Genomic DNA, 19,834 nt, shown 5'->3' with positions numbered 1-19,834 from the left:
GCCGTGAGGGGGCCCCTCTTCCCCGCCATCCGGCCCGGGGAAGAGGCCCGGGGAAGAGGGGTGTCGCGCAGACGCCGACGTGCAAGCCCGCCCCGCATCCGCGGCCTGTGTTTCGATCAGTGAAAGCCGAGATTGGGTGGCGGCGGACCACCATTTTCCGCCACGCGCTTCACCAGCTCATAGACCAGCCCGCCGAGCACCGACCCGGCGATGCGATAGAGGCCGCCATCGACTTGATCGATCTCGTCGGCGTTCAACTCGATCATGACAGAAGTATTACTCAAATAAGAATACTGCATAGTTCCTCCATTCGGCCATGATTCGTAATGATGCTGGCGAATATACCGATCGGAGTCAACGATTGACCGAATCTATATTTAATGATGAAATGAAATTTCAGTAGCTTCGGAATGTGCCGTCGCACTGTTTGAAAGATGGAGCCGAAATGGTGTCAGATAATTTCGCTCATTCACTCTCCAGCGATGTTGGTATCATCGATCTGAACGACGATCAGATCGCCCTCGTCAATGGAGGCCTGAGCACGATCGCGCGTGCTTTCATCGGATCCTTCCTCGGGAAGGCCGTGTATGACGCGGTAAAGCATGTGGCGGAAAATGGCGGCCCGCCGCCACCCAATCTCGGATTTCACTGATATCTTCTCGGCTGGCGACCTCGCGTCGCCAGCCTGTCGATCGAGGATCGCATGAAGATCAAATATGAGATATTCTATTTCATCCTGATATCCGTTGCATGTTTCGCGGTGCTGGATATCTTCGCCGGCATACGCGGATTTCCTGCGTTCATGGCGTCGGTTGGTGCATGTCTTCTATTCGTGGCGCTTCGCAGGAAGGTTCGCCCCAAATCGCATTGACGCCAATGAAATTCGGGCGCGCGACCCGTCTCGCGCTCGCCTATGGCATCGGCATCTATCTTGTCGTCGCATCCTTCGTCTTTGCGTGGGCGGCGCTTTCCGGCGAGATTGGGGGTGCCGAGCACCGGCCCGCGGAAACGACTCCGGCATCGGTGCTGGTGGATATATTCCTGTCTCCCTTCCTGGAGACCATATTATTCTCTCTGCTATGGGCTTTGATGGGCAGATGGCGCGGCCCGTGGCGTTGGCTGGCGCTCATGCTTGCCTTTGCCGCCGGATGGCTCGCGCATGGCGCGAACGTCCCGTCCATTGCCACGGGAATGGCGTTTGCCATATTGGCCCATCTCTACATGCGGATCCGCCCGGCGCATGGTTTCCGTCAGGCGTTCGCGGTGACGATGGGCGCACATAGCGTGTGGAACGCGATGGCGGTCTCGACGCTGCATCTCATCGGGGCATGACGAACGTACCGGATGGGGGCATCGCCGCTCCCGGGCCGGAAGGGCGCGAGCACTGCCTGCCGGCCCCGCGGCAATGGCGCGTGATCGCCCGCTCCGCGGCAAGAACGAGGCATCTGCCTGCGCGCTCGACGATCCGATGGCGCAGGATGGCGCCCGCAACGATGCTTGCCGATCTGGCCGGCATCGAGCCGGGCGCCCCGATCGGCGCGGCGGCGCATCGGGTCGTATCTGCAAGGTGAGGCCAGACAGGCTTTTGCACTGCCGGGCAAACGCGGTATCGCTGCGGGCAAGATGGACCTCTACCTCCCGATCGCCAACCTGTCGGTCAATGCGCTCGTCATCGTCGCGCTCGGGTTCGGCGTGGGCCTGCTCTCGGGCATGTTCGGCGTGGGCGGCGGGTTCCTTACCACGCCGCTGCTGATCTTCTACGGCATCCCGCCGACCGTTGCCGCCGCATCCGCGGCGAGCCAGGTGACCGGCGCCAGCGTCTCGGGCGTGCTCGCGCATTTCCGCCGCGGCGGCGTGGACGTCCATATGGGCGTGGTGCTGGTGGTGGGCGGCGTGATCGGCAGCATCGCCGGGGCGGCATTGTTCACGCTGCTGCAGAAGAGCGGCCAGATCGATGTGGTGATCGGCATGCTCTATGTGCTGATGCTCGGCTCGATCGGCGGGCTGATGCTGCACGAATCGGTGCAGGCGATCCGTGTGACTCGCGGCGCCCGCCCGCCTCTCCCGCGCAAGCGCCGCCACCATCCGCTCGTCGCAATGCTGCCCTTGCGCTGGCGCTTCTACGCGTCCGGCCTCTATATCTCCCCGCTCGCGCCGTTGCTGCTCGGCTTCTTCACCGGCATCCTCACCGTGCTGCTCGGCGTCGGCGGCGGCTTCATCCTGGTACCGGCGATGCTCTACCTGCTCGGCATGGGCACGCAGGTCGTGGTCGGCACCTCGCTGTTCCAGATCCTGTTCGTCACCGCCGCCGCGACCATGGTCCACGCCACCACCACCAAGGCGGTCGACATCGTCCTCGCCGCCCTGCTCCTGCTCGGCTCGGTGATCGGCGCGCAGATGGGCGCGCGCTTCGCGATGCAGGTCAAGCCCGAATATCTGCGCCTCATCCTGGCGGTGATCGTGCTGCTCGTCGCGGTGCGCATGCTGCTCGGCCTCGCCTGGCAGCCCGACGAGATCTATTCGGTGGAGCTGCTGTGAGAAGGGCGCTGCTCCTGCTCCTGGCGCCGCTTCTGATGGGGCAGGCCAAGCCCGTGCTCGTCCCCGACGTTTCGCAGCGCGACATCGAGATCGCCTATTCCTTCACCGGCGCCGAGCTGCTGCTGTTCGGTGCGATCCTCTATCCCGGCGGCCGCGCGCCCGAACAGGGCGAGAAGCCCGCCGACATCGTGGTGGTGGTGAAGGGTCCCACCCAATCGGTGCAGGTGCGCGAGAAGGAGCAGGTGGCGGGCATCTGGATCAACGCCCAGCGGATGCGCTATCGCTCGGCGCCCAGCTTCTACGCCATCGCTTCGTCCAAACCGATCGAGAAGATCGTCGACGAGCGCACCCGCGCCATCTACGAACTGGGCGTCGAGAGCCTGCAGCTCTCGCCCGCATCCGGCGCGGCGCCCGAGGTGCAGGGTCGTTTCGACAAGGGGCTCGAGGACCTGCGCACGCGGGCCGGGCTCTATTATCAGGCGCCCGGCGCGGTGGAGATCGCCGACGGCGTGCTCTATCGCGCCCGGCTGGCCATTCCGGCGCGCGTGCCGGTCGGCAAGTTCACTGCCGAGACCTTCCTGATCCGCGATGGCCGCGTCCTTGCTGCCGCCGTTCGGGGCATCGAGATCCGCAAATCGGGCTTCGAACGTTTCGTCGCGCATTCGGCGGAGCATTATTCGATACTCTACGGCATCGTGGCGGTCGCGCTCTCCATTCTCTTCGGCTGGGGCGCGGGCGCGGTGTGGAAACGCTTCTGAAAGCTTCGAAACTCACCCAATCTTTACTTCCCCGCGCGCATATTTGGGAACGTTAACGGGGAGTAGCCGATGGACGGCCAATTTGGCGCGCGCGGGTTCGAAGGCGCGGCGCCGGTTCCGACTTCCGGGGGCTTGCCCTCGCACGCGCCGGTCGAGCCGATCGGCGCGGTGCTGGAGATTGCCGGCTCGTCGAGCCAGGTGCTGCTCGATCCGGAGGCGCTGCACGCGCTCGGCGGCAATCCCGATCCCACCATCGCCAATGCCGGCCAGGTCGGCAGCCAGGTGAAGGTGCGCGTCGGCGCGACCTGGCTGATCGCCAATGTCCGCTCGCTCAAGCTCCAGGGCGAGCATATCGCCGCCTATATCGACTTTCTCGGCGAGGGCGACGAGGAGCGGCTGACGGGCAAGCTCTACAAGTTCCGCCGCGGCGTGACGCGCTATCCGACACCGGGCGCGCCGGTCTTCCCGGTGTCGACCGCGGACCTGAAGCAGATCTACGCCGCCGAGGATCGCGCCCATGTCGAGATCGGCACGGTCTATCCGACGCGCGACATCCGCGCGGCCCTGTACGTCGATTCGATGCTCGGCAAGCATTTCGCGCTGCTCGGCTCGACCGGCACCGGCAAATCGACCGCGACGGCGCTGATCCTGCATCGCATCTGCGAGATGGCGCCGCAAAGCCATGTGGTGATGATCGATCCGCACGGCGAATATGCCAGCGCCTTCAAGACCACGGGCGCGCTGTACGATGTCGGCAACCTGCAGATGCCGTACTGGCTGATGAATTTCGAGGAGCATTGCGAAGTGTTCCTCACCACCTCGGGCTCGGACCGGCAGGTGGACGCGGACATCCTCGCCAAATGCGTGCTCGCCGCCAAGCAGAAGAACCGGCTGGCGGCGGAGATCGGCAAGCTCACCGTCGATGCGCCGATCCCCTATCTCCTGTCGGATCTCACCCAGATCCTGCAGCTCGAAATGGGCAAGATGGACAAGGCGACCGACACGGCGCCGTATCTGCGCATCCGCTCCAAGATCGACGAGATCAAGGGCGATCCGCGCTACGCCTTCATGTTCTCGGGCATGCTGGTGGCGGACACGATGGCGAGCTTCCTCGCGCGGGTCTTCCGCCTGCCGGGCGACGGCAAGCCGATCTCGATCATCGACGTGTCGGGCGTGCCTTCGGAAATCACTTCAGTGGTGGTTGCGGTGCTCAGCCGCATGGTGTTCGACTTCGCGATCTGGTCGCGCGGGGAGAGCAAGCGGCCGATCCTGCTCGTCTGCGAGGAGGCGCATCGCTACGTCCCGAACGAGCGCAATGCCGATGGCTCCTCGGTCGGCCGGATTCTCAGCCGGATCGCCAAGGAAGGCCGCAAATATGGCGTGTCGCTGGGCCTGATCACCCAGCGCCCCTCCGATCTGGCGGAAGGCGTGCTCTCGCAATGCGGCACGATCCTCTCGATGCGCCTCAACAACGAACGCGACCAGGCCTTTGTCAGGGCGGCGATGCCCGAAGGCGCGCGCGGCTTCCTCGATTCGATCCCCGCGCTGCGGAACCGCGAGTGCATTGCAGTGGGCGAAGGCGTGGCGACGCCGATCCGCCTGCTCTTCGATTCGCTCGAGGATGCCAAGCGGCCGGCATCGGACGATCCGCTCTTCTCCGAGCTGTGGCGCGACACCGGCGGCGAGGAACAGATCCTCGAGCGCACGATCCGCCGCTGGCGCGCACAGGGCAAGTGACCGGCGCCCCGCACGGGGCAGCCGTCAGAAATCGGCCCCCAGCGTGAGCGCCGGGCCCGAGCCGGGCCGCGCCCCGCCTGCCACGCGCTGGCGCCAGTCGAGCGCGAGGCGCAGGTTGCGCACGGCAAGCGTGGCCGAGGGACCGATATCGAGCCGCTGTGCGTCGCGCTGCGCCGCGCCCCAGGCGCCCGCGCCGAGGGCGAAGCGCACCGGCCCGTTGGCACCGATCATGCGGGTGCCGCGCACCGCGCCATCGGCATAGGGGTCGGCGCGCCGGCGCAGCACCGCGCCGGCCTGGCCATAGGCTTCGAGCCGGAAGCCGCGCCATTCCGCATCGATTCCCGCGATCGTTCCCAGCCCGGTGCCGCCGGGATTGCGGTCGAGCCCGAAGCGGCGCTCGACGACCAGGCGGATGGGTGCCCGGGTCGGCTGCCATTCCAATCCCAGCGCCGCCTCGCGGTCCCTGCCTCGGAGCGGCGCGGTGAATCGGCCATAGGCGGCGATGCGGCTGCGCGGCGAGACCAGCCATGCCGCGCGCGCGCCTGCCTGTCCTCCGCCGATCTGCCCCCCGGGCGCGGCACCCAAATTCCCTTCGCCGCGGGCGACCATCCACATGCTCAGCGACCAGCGATCGGGCAGGGGGTCGAGCCGTTCGGGCGCGCTCGCGGGCGCCGGCGCTTCCCGCGCCGGCTGCGGGAGGAGGGACGGCAGGGAAACCGCGCCATATTGGGCGAGCGCCATCAGCGCGAGCTGCACGCTGGGATGCTCCTCGCCCAGCGGCACCCGATAGGCGGGCGGCGGCGATCGCATCCTTTGCGGCGGTATGGGTCTTCGCGGTATCGGCACCGGCGCTCGTAGCGGCATGCCGGCCGATGGCACGCGGTGCGGCACGGCGCGGTCGCGCGGCAGCGCCGCTTCGATCGCGGCGGGGAGCGATCCGGCCCGGGGCCAGAGCAGCGCCACGCGCACGCCGATCCAGGCGATAGTCACCATCGCGAGGAAACGGAGCGGCCGTCCGCGCCCGCGCATCAGGTGCCGGCCGGCCGGAGATCGGGGAAACGATGCGCGGTCTTGTCCCAGCGCGGGGGCATCCCCCGGAGCATGGCGACATAGACGAACAGCGCACGCCGCGCGGCCAGCAGCGCGACGGCGTTGCTCGAGAATATGCGAGGCACGGACCACAGCGCCTCCCGCCAGCCATAGGCATGGCCGACGAACGCCGCGCGCACCGCGAGCCGCCAGACGAGCAGCCCGAAAGTGGCCAGGAGCAGCCCGCGCATCAGCGCCGGCGGCATCGCCGGGTCGGTGCCCGCCAGCAGATGTGCGCCGAGGGAGAGTGCCCAGGCGAGGATCGAGAGATAGGCTAGGGCGAGCACCGGGATCTCCAGCGTCGCGCGCCGGTCGCGCATCCGCATCCAATTGTCCCCGATCCGCCGCCATCCGCCCCAGCCGGTCCGGTCCCAGCCGGCGAGCGCGATGCCGATCATCCAGCGCGCCTTCTGCCGCACGGCGGCGTCGATCCGGTCCGGGAAATAGGCCCGCACCGCCACCGGCGGCCCGCCCGGCGCTTCGGCGATGCGCATCAGCCGCGCCGGCATGCCCATCGTCGCCAGGGTGAGGCCCAGCTCATAGTCCTCGACCAGGCTGTCGGCATCGAAGGGCGCGCCGCCTCGCATCGCCGCCAGCCGCGCCAGCGCCTCCCGCCGGATCGCGCAGCCGACCCCCGCAAAGGGCAGGCCCGCGCCCACTGTCTGGCGCACCACCAGCGCCCGGCCATGGGCTTCGGCGAACTCGTCGAGATAATGGCCGGCGAAGAAGCGCGAATGCCGGTGCGCGAGCGGCAGCACCGGCAGCTGGACCGCGGCATGATCGATCAGGCCGTGCGCAAAGACGCGCAGCTCGAGCGGATGCACCACGTCCTCGGCATCGTGCAGCGCCACGGCGCTGGCGACGAAGCCTTCCGCCGCTTCGTCGCGCAGCAGCGCGCGCCACAGCGTGTTGAGGCAGTCCGCCTTGGTCGAAGGGCCGGGGGCCGCGCCGATCACCAGCCGCACCCGGGCGTCCGCCAGCGCCACGTCCGCCACGGCCGCGATCGTCGCGGGATCGTTGGGATAGGTGCCGACATAGATCCGGTAATCCGGATGATCGAAGCGCGTGAGCGCGGCCCGCAGCATGCTGCCGATCACCGCGGACTCGTCCCATGCGGGCACGAACACCACGATGCGCCCCGCCGGCGCCGGCCCCGCCAGCGCGAGCGGGGCCGGCTGCCGGCGGCGCAGGCGCCGCGCCAGGTAGATCAGGTCGACGCACAGGTCGTCGATACCGCCGATGACGAACCACAAGGCGGCGAACAGAGTCATCTCGCGCGCGATCGCGTCGACCCAGAGGATCGCTCCTTCCCCCAACGCTGCCCCCATTCCCCCGATTCGGAGATGGAACTAAACCGTGCCGCTCTCGGAACGATCAAGCCGATTGGTGCATTTCCCTCCGAAACGGAGACGGTTAATTCGTCGCTGGACTCGCAGTGGTGCCCGGCTATCGTGCCCATCGCTGCCCGAGGGGGAGGTTGTCGATGAAGCTCGTTGCCCGGCTTGGCGTATTGGCTCTGGTCCTGGCGCCCATCGGGGCGGTCACTGCGTTCGGCGACAACAGCCCGCAGGTCGAGATGGCGACGCCCGGCGTCGGCGACGGCGCGATCGAGCGCTTCACCGCCCGCTTCAACGTGGCGATGGTGCCCCTGGGCGATCCGCGCGCCGAATCGCCGTTCAAGGTCGATTGCCCGGTCGGCGGCCAGGGCCGCTGGGTCGACCAGCAGACCTTCGTCCATGAATTCACCGGGCCGCTCCCCGGCGGCGTCACCTGCAAGTTCACGCTGCGCGACGGGCTCAAGAGCCTGTCGGGCTATGCGCTGCAGGGCCAGAAGGAGTTCACCGTCGATTCGGGCGGGCCGATCGCCCGCGCGGTGCTGCCCAATCGCTATGGCAGCGAGATCGAGGAGGACCAGGTCTTCGTCGTCGCGGCGAACCTGGCGCCCGATCCCGCCTCGGTCGGCGCCAACGCCTATTGCGCGGTCGACGGGCTGGGCGAGAAGATCCCGGTCGACGTGCTTCCCGCCGATGTCGCGCCCAAGCTGCTGGCCGATCTCGGCACCGATCGCTGGGAAGTGCGCAGCTTCCTGACCGAGGCCGGCCTGCCCCAGGCGCTGCCCGAAAAGGCGGAGGATCGCGCCAAGTCCCTCGCCAGCGTCGTCGCGGTGAAGTGCCGCCGGCCGCTGCCCGCCGGCCGCGACATGGCGCTGGTCTGGGGCAAGGACATCAAGAGCGCCTCGGGCCGTGCCGCCGGCACCGACCAGCGTTTCGACTTCACCGTGCGCAAGGAATTCAGCGCCCGCTTCGAATGCTCGCGCGTCAACCCGCAGGCCGGCTGCAGCCCGGTGCAGGACGCCTGGGTGCGCTTCTCCGCGCCGATCCCCAGGGCCCAGGCCGAGGCGGTGCGCATCCGGACGGCCGACGGCAAGGAACTGGCGCCGGTCTTCGGCGACGACGACAAGAACAAGGCGGCGGTCGCCGACCTGAAGTTCAAGGCGCCGCTCCCGGCCGAGACGACCGCCAAGCTGATCCTTCCCGCCGATGTGAAGGACGAGAGCGGCCGCAAGCTCGCCAATGCGGAGCGCTTCCCGCTCGACGTCAAGTTCGACGCGCCGCCGCCGCTGGTGAAGTTCGCCGGCAATTTCGGCATCCTCGAAGCGAAGGAGGGCGGCGTCCTCCCGGTCTCGGTCCGCAACGTCGAGCCCGAGCTGCAGGGCAGCCAGATGACCGTGACCGGCCAGAGCCTGAAGGTCGAGGGCGGCGACGGCGAGATCGCCAAATGGTTCCGCGCGCTCGCCGATGCGGCCGAGGACAAGTCCGACGAAGTGAAGCGCGGCACCGAGACCGTGCGGATCAACCAGACCGGCGCCAAGCCGCTGCTCACCTCGGCCAGCGGCAAGCCGCTCAAGATCGGCCTGCCGGGCAAGGGCAAGGATTTCGAAGTGGTCGGCATCCCGCTCGGCCAGCCCGGCTTCTACATCGTCGAACTCGCCAGCCCGCGGCTCGGCGAGGCGCTGCTCGGCCGCAAGGCGCCGCGCTACGTCGCGGCCGGCGCGCTGGTCACCAATATGAGCGTCCATTTCAAATGGGGGCGCGACCAGTCGCTGGTCTGGGTCACCGCGCTCGACAGCGGCCAGGGCGTGGGCGACGCCGAGGTGCGCGTCACCGACGCCTGCACCGGCCAGCTGCTCGCCAAGGGCAAGACCGATGCCTCGGGCCGCCTCGGCGTTCCCGCCGGCCTGCCCGAGCCGCAGACCTATACGAGCTGCGACCATGGCAGCAACGACGTGCTGATGATTTCGGCGCGCAAGGCCGACGACTTCAGCTTCACCCTCACTCAGTGGGGCGACGGCATCCGCCCGTTCGATTTCGACCTGAACTATGGCTGGTCGGCGCCCGAGCAGAAGTTCCACACCGTGTTCGACCGTGCGCTCGTCCGCCAGGGCGAGACGATCCACATGAAGCACATCGTCCGCCAGCCGATCGCCACGGGCTTCGCGCCGTCGCCGGCGTTCAGCGGCACGCTGCGCCTCAGCCATCGCGGGTCGGACACGCAATATGACCTGCCGCTCGCCATCGACGCGAACGGTGCCGGCGAGACCGAATGGACCGCGCCCCAGGGGGCGAAGATGGGCGATTACGACCTCACCGTCCTGGTCAAGGACGCGGAGGGCAAGGAGAAGACGCTCTGGACCGGCCAGTCGTTCAAGGTCGACGAATATAAGCTGCCGACGATGAAGGCCTCGGTCGCCGGGCCCAAGGATGCCGCGGTGCGGCCGGGTACGCTGCCGCTCGACCTGTTCGTCGGCTATCTCTCGGGCGGCGGTGCGGCGAACCTGCCGGTCGAGACGCGCATCGGCTATTTCGCCGACTTCAAGACCCCGGACGGCTATGACGGCTACAGCTTCGGCGGCCGCGCCATGGCCGAGGGCACCAAGCCGATGAACGGCGAGGGCGAGGACGAGCAGGTCCAGCTGCCGCCGACCCAGACGCTGCCCGCCACGCTGGGCGCGGACGGGACCACCCGGATCAATGCCGAAGTGCCGCAGACGCTCGAGCAGAACACCACGATGCTGGTCGAGATGGATTATCAGGACGCCAACGGCCAGATCCTGACCTCGTCGCGCCGCATCCCGATCTTCACCTCCGCGGTCCAGCTCGGCATCAAGAGCGACGGCTGGCTGATGAAGCAGGACGATCTGCGCCTGCGCTTCGTCGCGCTCGACACTGCGGGCAAGCCGCTCGCCAACCAGGCGGTCTCGGTCGAGCTCTACAGCCGCCAGATCCTGACGGCCCGGCGCCGGCTGATCGGCGGCTTCTATGCCTATGACAACCAGATGAAGACGACCAAGCTGTCGGCCACCTGCTCGGCGACCACCGATGCGCAGGGGCTGGCGAGCTGCCAGCTCAACCCGGGCATATCGGGCGAAGTCTATGCGGTGGCGACCACCAAGGACGCCAATGGCAATGTCGCCCGCGCGACCAAGTCGGCCTGGCTGGTCGGCGACGACGACTGGTGGTTCGGCGGCGACAATGGCGACCGCATGGACGTCATCCCCGAGAAGCTGGAGTACAAGGCGGGCGAGACGGCCAAGTTCCAGGTCCGGATGCCCTTCCGCGACGCGACCGCGCTGGTCACGGTCGAGCGGGAAGGCGTGCTCTCCAGCTTCGTCGTCGGCCTCGCCGGCAAGGACCCGGTGATCGAGGTGCCGATGCCGGGCGACTATGCACCGGACGTGTTCGTCTCGGTCATGGCGGTGCGCGGGCGCGTGTCCGGCTGGCAGAACTGGCGCTCCAGCATGGCCCGCGACTGGGGGGCGCCCTGGTCGAAGGACGGCGGCGAGGCGACCGCGACCGTCGACCTTGCCAAGCCCGCCTATCGCCTGGGCATCGCCAAGGTGAAGGTCGGCTGGGAAGGCCATAAGCTCGATGTCGCGGTGAAGGCCGACAAGGCGAGCTATGCCGCGCGCGACACGGCCAATGTCGACGTGACGGTGAAGAGCCCCGACGGCAAGCCTGCCGCCTCGGCGGACGTGGCCTTCGTCGCGGTGGACGAAGCGCTGCTCCAGCTGGCTCCGAACGACAGCTGGAACCTGCTCGATGCGATGATGGGCGATCGCCCGATCTCGGTGCTCACGTCGACCGCGCAGACCCAGGTGGTCGGCAAGCGGCATTACGGCAAGAAGGCGGTGGAAGCCGGCGGCGGTGGCGGCGGCGGGGATCTCTCGGGTCTCAACCGCGAGAATTTCCAGCCGGTGCTGCTCTGGAAGGGCAAGGTCGCGCTCGATGCCGATGGCCATGCCAGGGTCGCGGTGCCGCTCAACGACGCACTGACTTCGTTCAAGCTCGTCGCGGTGGCGACCGCCGGTCCGCAGCTCTTCGGCACGGGCATGGCGAGCATCCGCGCCTCGCAGGACCTGACCATCTATCCGGGCCTGCCGCAGCTGGTGCGCACGGGCGACCAGTTCGGGGCGATGTTCACGCTGCGCAACGGCTCGAACAAGCCGATGAAGGTGACCGCCACGGTGGCGCTGAACCCGGCCTATGCCACCGGCAAGCCGCTGACCGTGGAAATCCCGGCGGGCGGCGCCGCCCCGGTGGTGTGGAACCTCACCGCGCCGCCGCGCGACGGCAAGCTCAGCTGGACGGTCACCGCCAAGACCGCCGACGGCAAGTCGAGCGACAGGGTGACGATCGCCCAGGCCGTGGCGCCGGCCGTGCCCGTGGAGACCTGGGCGGCGACGCTCGGCCGGGTCGGCACCGGCACCCAGTTCGCCATCGCGCCGCCCGCGGGCGCACTGCCCGGCTTCGGCACGGTCGAGGTGAGCCTTACCGACAGCCTCGCGCCGCCGCTCTCGGGGGTGCGCGACTATATGCGCGCCTATCCCTATAATTGCCTCGAGCAGCGCACGTCGCGCGCGATCGCGCTGGGCGACACGGGCATGTGGAACCTGATCGCGAGCGACATGCCCGCCTATCAGGACGGCGACGGGCTGCTGCGCTACTGGCCGGGCGACTGGCCCGGTTCGGAAGCGTTGACCGCCTATATCCTCTCGGCCAGCGCCGAAGCCGGGCTGCCGCTGCCGGATGGCCCCAGGGCCAAGATGCTCGATGCGATGAAGGCGGTGCTCGACGGCCGCCTGCGCCACGAGGATTATGGCGATGTCCGCCTGCAGCGCGTCGCCGCCTTCACGGCGCTGGCGCGGCAGGGGGCGGCGACGGCGGCGATGCTCGGCCAGATCGGCATGGCGCCGGCGGAGATGCCCACGGCCACGCTTTCCGACTATGCGATGGCGCTTGGCAAGGTGCAGGGCCTGGCCAATGGCGCGCAGCTGCGCCTCGACGCCGAGAAGGTGTTGCGCACCCGGCTCGTCTATGAGGGCACCCGCGTCGACCTGTCGGACAAGGGCCGCATGGCCTGGTGGCTGATGTCGTCGGACGACGAGGCGGCGATCAAGGCGCTGCTCGCCACGCTCGGCCGCCCGGGCTGGGAGAATGACGCGGCCAAGCTGATGGTCGGCATCGCCTCGCGCCAGCAGCGCGGCCATTGGGACACCACGACTGCCAATGCCTGGGGCACGATCCTCGCGCGGCGCTTCATGGGCCTCTATCCGGCCGAGGCGATCGCGGGCGTCACCACTGCCAGCTTCGGCGGCAACAGCCCGCTGAGCCTCAACTGGCCGCTCGCCGAGCCGCAGCGCAGCTTCGGCTTCCCACTGCCGGCGCAGACCACGCCGCTGGTGATGAGCCAGTCGGGCGGCGCGGGCCCCTGGGCGTTCGTGCGGGTGAAGGCAGCGGTGCCGCTCACCCAGCCGCTGATGGCCGGGTACAAGATGACCAAGAAGGTCGAGGCGGTGAAGCAGGCCGTCGCCGGCAGCTGGTCGCGCGGCGACGTGGTCAAGGTGACGATCAGCGTCGAGGCGTCGGCCGAGCGCAACTGGGTGGTGGTCAACGATCCGGTGCCCGCGGGCGCGACGATCGTCGGCAATCTCGGCGGCCAGTCCGAACTGCTCGCCAAGGACAGCGGGACCAGCGAGGGCGTCTCGCCCAACTATGTCGAGCGCGGCAATGACAGCTGGCGCGCCTTTTACGGGTGGGTGCCGCGCGGCAGCTTCACGGTGTCGTATGTGATGCGGCTCGATGCGGCGGGCAAGTTCAACCTGCCCGCGACGCGAGTCGAGGCGATGTACGCGCCCGAGATCCGCGCGCAGCTGCCCAATGCCGTGATGACCGTGGCGCAGCGGTGACGGCGAAGGAGGCTTTCGACCACTTCCTCGCCTTCGCCCGCCGCTGGACGAAGCGCATCGACGATGCGCCCGAGGCGCTGCATGCATGGCTCGGGCGCGAGCGGACGGCATGGCGGGAAAGGGGCTGGCGCGGCGTCGTCACGCCGCCGCGCATGGTCGGCACGGTCCTGACGCTCCTCTTCGTCTTCTCGGCCGCCTTCTGGTGGGCGACACGCCCGCCGGCCTTGCCCGACTATGCCGTGGTCCGTGCCGGCTGGCATCCGTCCGAGGCCTGGCTCTACGACCGGCACGGCGTGCTGATCGATTCGAGCCGCGTCGACTATCAGGCCCGGCGCCTCGCCTGGACCAGGCTCGAGGACGTATCGCCGGCCGCGCGCGAGATACTGGTCGCCGCCGAGGATCGCCGCTTCCGCGACCATGGCGGTATCGACTGGATGGCGCTGACCGGCGCCCTACGGGACCGCATCGAGGGCAAGCGCGGGCGCGGCGCCTCGACGCTGTCGATGCAGGTTGCCGCCTATCTCGCGCCCGATCTCTCCGTGCCCGGCAGCCGGGGCATGCGCGAAAAGCTGCGCCAGATGCGCGCGGCCTGGTCGCTGGAGGCGCGCTGGTCCAAGGACCAGATCCTCGAGGCCTATCTCAACCTGGCCGGCTTTCGCGGCGAGGCCCAGGGCATCGGTGCGGCCGCGCTGGGCCTGTTCGGCAAGACCCCGGCCACGCTCACCCGCGACGACGCGCTGCTGCTCGCCGCCCTGCTGCCCAGCCCCCGGGCCAATGCCTTCGAAGTCGCGCGCCGCGCCTGTGCGCTGAGCCGGGAAAAGGATTGCACCCGTTTCCCCGGCGCCGCCGCCTCGATGCTGGGGCCCGCGCGCAGCCTGGCGCTCGATCCGGGCCTGGCGCCACATCTTTCCGCCGCCCTGCTGACCCGGCCGGGCGCGAAGATCACCACCACGCTGGATGCCGGCATCCAGCGCGCCGCGATCACTGCGCTCAGGCGCCAGCTCCAGGGGCTGGGCGGCAGCCGCGCCCGCGACGGCGCGGTGGTGGTGGTGGACAATGCCTCGGGCGACGTGCTTGCCTATGTCGGCGGGATCGGCGGCGAGAGCACGGCGCCGGCGGTGGACGGCGCCTCGGCCTATCGCCAGGCGGGGTCGACGCTGAAGCCCTTCCTCTACGCCATGGGCATCGAGAAGGGCTATCTCACCGCCGCTTCGATCCTCGACGATTCGCCCGTCCAGCTCGATACCGCCTCGGGGCTCTACGTCCCCCAGAATTACGACAAGGCGTTCAAGGGTCCCGTCTCCGCCCGCATCGCGCTGGCCGGTTCGCTCAACGTGCCGGCGGTGCGTACCCTGCTGCTCACCGGCGTCGATGCGTTCCGGGACCGCCTGTGGGATACCGGCTATCGCGGCCTGGTCGAGGACGGGCAATATTATGGCTATTCGCTCGCGCTCGGCTCGGCCGAAGTGACGCTGATGGAGCAGGTCGCTGCCTATCGCAGCCTTGCGCTCGAGGGTCGCTGGTCGCCGCTTCGGCTGAGGATGGGCGCCGGGACCGACGCCCCGCGCCGCACCACCACGCCCCAGGCCGCCTGGATCGTCGCCGACATGCTCGCCGATCCCAATGCCCGCGCCGGCACCTTCGGCGTCGATTCGGCGCTGCGCCTGCCCTTCTGGGCAGCGGTGAAGACCGGCACCTCCAAGGCGATGCGCGACAATTGGTGCATCGGCTTCACCGATCGCTTCACCGTGGGCGTATGGGTCGGCAATCTCGAAGGCGATCCGATGCGCGCGGTCTCGGGCACCAGCGGCGCGGCGCCGGTGTGGCGCGACGTGATGCTCGCGCTCCACCAGGGCAGCCCCGGCAGGGCCCCGCCGCGCCCGGACGGGATCGAGGAACGCCAGGTCCGCTTCGCCGCCGGCATGGAGCAGCCGCGGCGGGAATATTTCCTCAAGGGTACCGGCTTCGATCGCGTCGCCTTCGCGCCTGCCGAATCGCGCCGGCCGCGCATCGTCAATCCGGTTGCCGGCAGCGTCTATGCGCTCGATCCGGACATTCCGCGGGACAATCAGCGCCTCGCCATCTCGGTGTCGGGCCAGGCGCTCGGCCACCGGCTGATCCTTGACCGGCGCGACCTCGGCACCGCCGATTCGCGCCCGCTGATCCTGGCCCCGCCGGGCAAGCATAGGCTCGCCCTTGTCGATCTCGACGGCAAGGTCATCGACCAGGTGCTGTTCACCATCCGATAGTGCGGAAATGGCTGAATGTTGAGGGAGCGAAACGCTATCTCGCGCGTTTCAGCGCACGGTCCCTCCCCCTTTCGGGACCGTGCCCACCGGCACCGGCCGCGCGGCCCGAAAGGCGGCGCGGCCGAAGCCGCTTTCCGATCAATGGTTTGGATGCGATTCAGCCCAGCCGGGCAGAAGCCGGGCCGCGACTAGGGGCCGTTGCCGCCGCCGCCGCTGCCCGGGCCGCCGGTGCCCGGTGCGCCGACCGTGCCGATATTGCCGAACAGATCCTCGAAGAAGCCGCGCTTGTGGCCCAGCGTCGGCGTCGTCTTGCCATAGGGATCGACCGACGCGATCAGGTCCTTGCCCATCCGGTCGACCGCGACGACATTGCCCTTCGCATCGAAGCTGACGCGCAGCGTCGTCTGGTCCTTGGCCTTGAGGCTCTGATAGCCGAGGTTCGCGCTCTGGCGGGAGATGTAATACCACTCGCCTTCGTTGAACTGGCTGGTGAAGGTGGGACGGCCCAGCGTCTGGAGCACCGATTCGCGCGTGTCGATGCCGGGCTGCACCGAATCGACCAGTTCCTTGTCGATGATATAGCCCTGGTGCGTGCGGACCGGCACGCAGGCGGTGGTGCCAAGCGCGGCTGCCAGCAGGGCGGCGCCAAGCGCGCGGGCGGGAATCGGCATTATGGTCTCCAGGCAAACGCATACCGGCGTCCCGATGCATTCGGTTGCATTGCATCGCGGGCCGTTCGCCTCAATATGCGGCAAAATGCGGCCAAACAAGGTCGCGCCCCCATATTGCAGGAACCGAACCGGCACATGCGCTTGCTCAAGCGGCTCTTCCAGGCTCCCGATCGCGGCGCCGCCCCGATTCTCTACGCCGCGATCGTCGCGCGCGGCCGCGAAGCCCATTGGTACGAAGCGGGGGGCGTGCCCGACACGATCGACGGCCGCTTCGACATGATCGCCGCGGTGATGAGCCTCGTCCTGCTCCGGCTCGAGCAGGATCCGCAGGCGATTCCGTTCAGCACCCAGCTCACCGAAGTGTTCATCGACGACATGGACGGGCAGCTGCGCCAGATCGGCATCGGCGACATCGTCGTCGGCAAGCATGTCGGCAAGATGATGGGAATGCTGGGCGGCCGGCTCGGCGCCTATCGCGATGCGCTGGCGGCGGGCACGCTCGGCGAGGCGCTGGTGCGCAACCTCTATCGCGGCGAGGCGCCGGCGCCGGAAGCGCTCGCCCAGGTCGAGACCGCGCTCCGGGCCTTCCATGCCAGGCTGGCCGGAGAACCGGTGGCTGCGCTGCTTGCAGGAGAGCTGGCATGATCCAGAACGAATTCAACCGGCCGCAGCGGCTCGACACGATCGGCGCCGGCGAGAGCCAGGTCCATGTCGCTGCCGAGCCGGGCGAGCGCGCTGCCCTGGCCGAGCGCTTCGGCCTCAAGGCGATCGACAGCCTGGCCGCCGACTATCATATCCGCCGCGATGCGCAGGGGATCGTCGCCACCGGCCATCTCTCCGCGCGCGTCGTCCAGGCCTGTGTGATCACCGACGAGCCGGTGCCCGCGGCGATCGAGGAGGATTTCGCGATCCGCTTCCTGCCCGAGACCGAAGGCGAGGGCGGCGACGAGGAGATCGAGCTGAGCGAGGACGCGTGCGACATCGTCTTCTATTCGGGAGGCGCGATCGACCTGGGCGAGGCCGCCGCGGAGACGCTGGCGCTGGCCCTCGATCCCTATCCGCGCAGCCCGGCCGCGGAAGCGGCGCTGCGCGATGCCGGCGTGATCAGCGAGGAGGAGGCGAAGCGCCTCGCGGAGGAGAGCGGCCCGTTCGGCGGGCTCGCCGGCCTCAGGGACAAGCTCGGCAAGGGCTGAGGGTGCCCGGCCCCCGCATCGCGATCTCGGGCTGTTCGGGCGGCGGCAAGTCGACTCTGCTCGATGCGCTCGCCCGGCGCGGCTTCGCCACCATGGCCGAGCCCGGGCGGCGGATCGTCGCGGCGGGCGGTCCGATGCCGTGGGACGATCCGGCGGGTTTCGCCCGCCGTGCGATCGCACTCGCGCTCGCCGATCTGGACGCGGCCGCACGGCTGCCCGGGCCGGTCTTCTTCGATCGCGGGCTGATCGACGCGGTGGTCGCCTTCGAACATGCGACGGGCGAGGCGGCTCCCGTCGATCCCGCGAATCGCTACGACCGGGTCTTCCTCGCCCCGCCCTGGCCCGAAATCCATGTCGTCGACGATGCCCGCCGCCACGGCATGGACGAAGCGCTGGCGGAATATGCGCGGCTCGAGGCCGCCTGGCCCGGCTTCGGCTATGCGGTCGAGCGGCTGCCGAAGATCGATGTCGAGGCGCGCGCCGATTTCGTGCTCGCGCGGCTGGAGGGCTAGGGCCCTAGGCGTGCCCGACCACGTGCAGGTGCGGTGCGCGGCTGTTCACGAACACTTCCTCGCGCGCGATGGGAGACCAGGGCAGCCAGCGGAACCAGGTATAGACGGTTCGCCATGCGGCATCCTCGCCCTGGCCCTCGGCGCGCTGGAGCAGCGTCTTGTACGGCCGGGCGGCGCGCGGCCAGTAGAAGAGGTGGAGGCGGACGGCACCGGTCACCAGCCCGTCCAGCGTCTCGATGAAGCTGGTTTCCGCCTCGGGATCGGCATCGAGGTGGAACTGGGCGGTGAACAGGTCGCTGCGGATCATCAGCATGTCGCGCGCCCAGACCAGCTTCAGCGCGATGCGCAGCCCATATTGCACCGGCAGCTCGAGCTCGAGATAGTCGGGGCCGGCATCGGCGCCGCGCATGCGCAGGCCGTGCCGCTCGGCCAGCACCGAGAACAGCGCCCTTGCCCGCGCCACATGCCAGTCGCTGAAATCCATGGCCCCAAGATGCGGCAGCGCGGCGCGGGCCGCAATGGCGCGGGCTATCGCTCCGTCCCGATTCCGCGCGTCAGCATCGCCGCGACGGTCTGCGCGATCGCCTCGGGATCGACGTCCTCCTGCCACACGCTGTAGCGCAGGCCCAGGAACACGTTCATGCCCATGATCGCCCAGGCGTGGATCTCGTTCACATCCTCGCGCACCTCGCCGCGCGCCGCCGCCGCCTGAAGGCGCCTGGCGATGCGCTCGGCGGTGGTCGCATAATGCATGCGGAAGCTCTCGGGGTCGACGAACTCGGCTTCGTCGATGATCCGGTAGATCTCCTTGTGCGCGCGCGCGAAGCGGATGAAGGCGAGCAGCGCCGCCTGCTCGGCCGCGATCTGGCCGCCGGTCGCGCCCTTGATCGCCGGGGCCACATGCTCGCGCACCTGCTCGCTCATGTCGCGCACCAGCGCGCGGAACACGTCGTCCTTCGAATCGAAATAGGTGTAGAAGCTGCCCAGCGCGACGCCGGCGCGGCGCGTGATGCCGCTGATCGATCCTTCGTGGAATCCCTTGGCGCCGAATTCCTCCGCCGCCGCGTCCAGGATCAGGCGCAGCGTTCGCCGCCCGCGTGCCGTGCGCGGCTCCTTGCCCGCACTTGCCTCGCCGCCGCCCAGATCCGGTGCTGTGGCGCTCATGCCACGCCCCCTTGCCATTCTGGTCCCTCTTCCCGTTTATCCAAGTTGAAACCCGGTTCAGGTTTCAGTATAGCGTCGAGCGAACACTTACAACCCGCGTTCAAGAACGGGTTCGACCGATGGGGAGGAAATCTGGATGTCACGCCTGAATAGTGCCCGTTCGATTCTGTTCGCGGGCGCTGCCCTCGCGGCAATCGCCACCACGCCTGCATTCGCGCAGGAAGCCGCTGCGCCGGCCGCGCCCGAAGCGCAGGATAGCGCACTCGACAACACGGGCGAAATCGTCGTCACTGCCCGCCGCCGCGAGGAGAAGCTGCTCGACGTGCCGACCGCGGTCACCGCGCTCACTTCGGCCCAGCTCGAACAGGCCGGCGCGATCGACCTTACCGACCTGCAGGTCGCCTCGCCCAACACGACGCTGAAGGATGCGCGCGGCACCAACTCGACGCTCGCCGCCTTCATCCGCGGCGTCGGCCAGCAGGATCCGGTGCCGGGCTTCGAGGCGGGCATCGGCATCTATCTCGACGACGTCTATCTGAACCGCCCGCAGGCGGCGGTGCTCGACATCTACGACGTCGAGCGAATCGAAGTGCTGCGCGGCCCCCAGGGTACGCTCTATGGCCGCAACACGATCGGCGGCGCGGTGAAATACGTCACCAAGAAGCTCGCGGATCGTC

The 19,834-nt window shown here is 68.8% G+C and carries 17 protein-coding genes and 1 pseudogene (1 of these 18 running past the window's edge); 12 read left to right on the top strand and 6 right to left on the bottom strand.

Annotation, left to right across the window (positions count from 1 at the left end):
- Positions 1-116: 116 nt before the first annotated feature.
- Positions 117-266 (bottom strand): hypothetical protein, encoded by a 150-nt coding sequence (locus BGP17_RS12605; protein ID WP_167300179.1) that lies wholly within the window; start codon positions 264-266, stop codon positions 117-119.
- Positions 267-445: 179 nt separating this feature from the next.
- Between BGP17_RS12605 and BGP17_RS12600 the strand changes: the two genes are divergently transcribed.
- From BGP17_RS12600 to BGP17_RS12575, 6 genes are all read left to right on the top strand, one after another.
- Positions 446-652 carry a hypothetical protein gene (locus tag BGP17_RS12600; RefSeq protein WP_286712262.1) on the top strand — a complete coding sequence of 69 codons (207 nt, stop codon included), beginning with the start codon at positions 446-448 and terminating at the stop codon, positions 650-652.
- Positions 653-876: 224 nt separating this feature from the next.
- A complete protein-coding gene (locus BGP17_RS12595) occupies positions 877-1,332 on the top strand; it encodes a hypothetical protein (protein ID WP_286712260.1) in 456 nt (151 codons plus the stop codon).
- Complete coding sequence (locus BGP17_RS12590) at positions 1,329-1,571, top strand: hypothetical protein (RefSeq protein ID WP_286712258.1); 243 nt, start codon at positions 1,329-1,331, stop codon at positions 1,569-1,571. Before BGP17_RS12595 ends, BGP17_RS12590 begins: the two co-directional genes overlap by 4 nt.
- Positions 1,572-1,623: 52 nt before the next feature.
- The gene (locus tag BGP17_RS12585; RefSeq protein WP_167300182.1) at positions 1,624-2,538 is read left to right on the top strand and encodes a sulfite exporter TauE/SafE family protein; all 915 of its coding nucleotides are present in this window, start codon (positions 1,624-1,626) and stop codon (positions 2,536-2,538) included.
- Between the two features lie 35 nt (positions 2,539-2,573).
- Positions 2,574-3,296, top strand: coding sequence for a TIGR02186 family protein (locus BGP17_RS12580; RefSeq protein ID WP_167300533.1), 723 nt, complete (start codon positions 2,574-2,576; stop codon positions 3,294-3,296).
- Positions 3,297-3,365: 69 nt separating this feature from the next.
- Positions 3,366-5,033: an ATP-binding protein gene (locus tag BGP17_RS12575; RefSeq protein WP_167300183.1), complete on the top strand. Its 1,668-nt coding sequence runs from the start codon at positions 3,366-3,368 to the stop codon at positions 5,031-5,033.
- A gap of 24 nt (positions 5,034-5,057) precedes the next feature.
- On the opposite strand, the gene BGP17_RS12570 is transcribed toward BGP17_RS12575, so the two are convergent.
- Complete coding sequence (locus BGP17_RS12570; RefSeq protein ID WP_286712255.1) at positions 5,058-6,026, bottom strand: hypothetical protein; 969 nt, start codon at positions 6,024-6,026, stop codon at positions 5,058-5,060.
- A 35-nt stretch (positions 6,027-6,061) separates the two neighbouring features.
- The gene (locus BGP17_RS12565) at positions 6,062-7,450 is read right to left on the bottom strand and encodes a glycosyl transferase family protein (RefSeq protein WP_286712253.1); all 1,389 of its coding nucleotides are present in this window, start codon (positions 7,448-7,450) and stop codon (positions 6,062-6,064) included.
- Positions 7,451-7,605: 155 nt separating this feature from the next.
- Between BGP17_RS12565 and BGP17_RS12560 the strand changes: the two genes are divergently transcribed.
- Both BGP17_RS12560 and pbpC read left to right on the top strand, forming a co-directional pair.
- Entirely contained in the window at positions 7,606-13,368 is a 5,763-nt protein-coding gene (locus BGP17_RS12560) for an alpha-2-macroglobulin family protein (protein WP_286712251.1), read from the top strand.
- A 152-nt stretch (positions 13,369-13,520) separates the two neighbouring features.
- Positions 13,521-15,617, top strand: coding sequence for a penicillin-binding protein 1C (gene pbpC / locus BGP17_RS12555; RefSeq protein ID WP_167300535.1), 2,097 nt, complete (start codon positions 13,521-13,523; stop codon positions 15,615-15,617).
- 188 nt (positions 15,618-15,805) lie between these two features.
- Here pbpC and BGP17_RS12550 read toward each other — a convergent pair whose 3' ends face one another.
- Positions 15,806-16,288: an outer membrane protein assembly factor BamE gene (locus BGP17_RS12550; protein WP_167300186.1), complete on the bottom strand. Its 483-nt coding sequence runs from the start codon at positions 16,286-16,288 to the stop codon at positions 15,806-15,808.
- Between the two features lie 135 nt (positions 16,289-16,423).
- On the opposite strand from BGP17_RS12550, the gene BGP17_RS12545 reads away from it, so the two are divergent.
- From BGP17_RS12545 to BGP17_RS12535, 3 genes are read left to right on the top strand one after another with little or no spacing between them, the layout of a single operon-like run.
- Positions 16,424-16,933: a ubiquinol-cytochrome C chaperone family protein gene (locus BGP17_RS12545; RefSeq protein WP_286712249.1), complete on the top strand. Its 510-nt coding sequence runs from the start codon at positions 16,424-16,426 to the stop codon at positions 16,931-16,933.
- Positions 16,930-17,481 carry a YceD family protein gene (locus BGP17_RS12540; protein ID WP_167300188.1) on the top strand — a complete coding sequence of 184 codons (552 nt, stop codon included), beginning with the start codon at positions 16,930-16,932 and terminating at the stop codon, positions 17,479-17,481. The genes BGP17_RS12545 and BGP17_RS12540 overlap by 4 nt, the downstream gene beginning before the upstream one ends.
- Before the next feature lie 2 nt (positions 17,482-17,483).
- Positions 17,484-17,993 carry an AAA family ATPase gene (locus BGP17_RS12535; RefSeq protein WP_286712247.1) on the top strand — a complete coding sequence of 170 codons (510 nt, stop codon included), beginning with the start codon at positions 17,484-17,486 and terminating at the stop codon, positions 17,991-17,993.
- A 4-nt stretch (positions 17,994-17,997) separates the two neighbouring features.
- Here BGP17_RS12535 and BGP17_RS12530 read toward each other — a convergent pair whose 3' ends face one another.
- The gene (locus BGP17_RS12530) at positions 17,998-18,477 is read right to left on the bottom strand and encodes a hypothetical protein (protein WP_167300189.1); all 480 of its coding nucleotides are present in this window, start codon (positions 18,475-18,477) and stop codon (positions 17,998-18,000) included.
- A gap of 44 nt (positions 18,478-18,521) precedes the next feature.
- Complete coding sequence (locus BGP17_RS12525; protein ID WP_243857317.1) at positions 18,522-19,157, bottom strand: TetR/AcrR family transcriptional regulator; 636 nt, start codon at positions 19,155-19,157, stop codon at positions 18,522-18,524.
- Between the two features lie 136 nt (positions 19,158-19,293).
- Between BGP17_RS12525 and BGP17_RS12520 the strand changes: the two are divergent.
- Positions 19,294-19,834, top strand: a pseudogene (locus BGP17_RS12520) (TonB-dependent receptor) (it continues 1,786 nt past the right edge of the window).

It is taken from the genome of Sphingomonas sp. 67-41 (assembly GCF_001899725.1).
Classification (GTDB): domain Bacteria; phylum Pseudomonadota; class Alphaproteobacteria; order Sphingomonadales; family Sphingomonadaceae; genus Sphingomonas; species Sphingomonas leidyi.
Note: the sequence above shows the minus strand (reverse complement) of the source record. Positions and strands in the feature narration are given on the sequence as shown.

Coding starts and splice junctions, on each gene's coding strand:
- BGP17_RS12605 (WP_167300179.1), bottom strand. CDS start 266: ATGATCGAGTTGAACGCCGACGAGATCGATCAAGTCGATGGCGGCCTC.
- BGP17_RS12600 (WP_286712262.1), top strand. CDS start 446: ATGGTGTCAGATAATTTCGCTCATTCACTCTCCAGCGATGTTGGTATC.
- BGP17_RS12595 (WP_286712260.1), top strand. CDS start 877: ATGAAATTCGGGCGCGCGACCCGTCTCGCGCTCGCCTATGGCATCGGC.
- BGP17_RS12590 (WP_286712258.1), top strand. CDS start 1,329: ATGACGAACGTACCGGATGGGGGCATCGCCGCTCCCGGGCCGGAAGGG.
- BGP17_RS12585 (WP_167300182.1), top strand. CDS start 1,624: ATGGACCTCTACCTCCCGATCGCCAACCTGTCGGTCAATGCGCTCGTC.
- BGP17_RS12580 (WP_167300533.1), top strand. CDS start 2,574: ATGGGGCAGGCCAAGCCCGTGCTCGTCCCCGACGTTTCGCAGCGCGAC.
- BGP17_RS12575 (WP_167300183.1), top strand. CDS start 3,366: ATGGACGGCCAATTTGGCGCGCGCGGGTTCGAAGGCGCGGCGCCGGTT.
- BGP17_RS12570 (WP_286712255.1), bottom strand. CDS start 6,026: ATGGTGACTATCGCCTGGATCGGCGTGCGCGTGGCGCTGCTCTGGCCC.
- BGP17_RS12565 (WP_286712253.1), bottom strand. CDS start 7,450: ATGGGGGCAGCGTTGGGGGAAGGAGCGATCCTCTGGGTCGACGCGATC.
- BGP17_RS12560 (WP_286712251.1), top strand. CDS start 7,606: ATGAAGCTCGTTGCCCGGCTTGGCGTATTGGCTCTGGTCCTGGCGCCC.
- pbpC (WP_167300535.1), top strand. CDS start 13,521: ATGGTCGGCACGGTCCTGACGCTCCTCTTCGTCTTCTCGGCCGCCTTC.
- BGP17_RS12550 (WP_167300186.1), bottom strand. CDS start 16,288: ATGCCGATTCCCGCCCGCGCGCTTGGCGCCGCCCTGCTGGCAGCCGCG.
- BGP17_RS12545 (WP_286712249.1), top strand. CDS start 16,424: ATGCGCTTGCTCAAGCGGCTCTTCCAGGCTCCCGATCGCGGCGCCGCC.
- BGP17_RS12540 (WP_167300188.1), top strand. CDS start 16,930: ATGATCCAGAACGAATTCAACCGGCCGCAGCGGCTCGACACGATCGGC.
- BGP17_RS12530 (WP_167300189.1), bottom strand. CDS start 18,477: ATGGATTTCAGCGACTGGCATGTGGCGCGGGCAAGGGCGCTGTTCTCG.
- BGP17_RS12525 (WP_243857317.1), bottom strand. CDS start 19,157: ATGAGCGCCACAGCACCGGATCTGGGCGGCGGCGAGGCAAGTGCGGGC.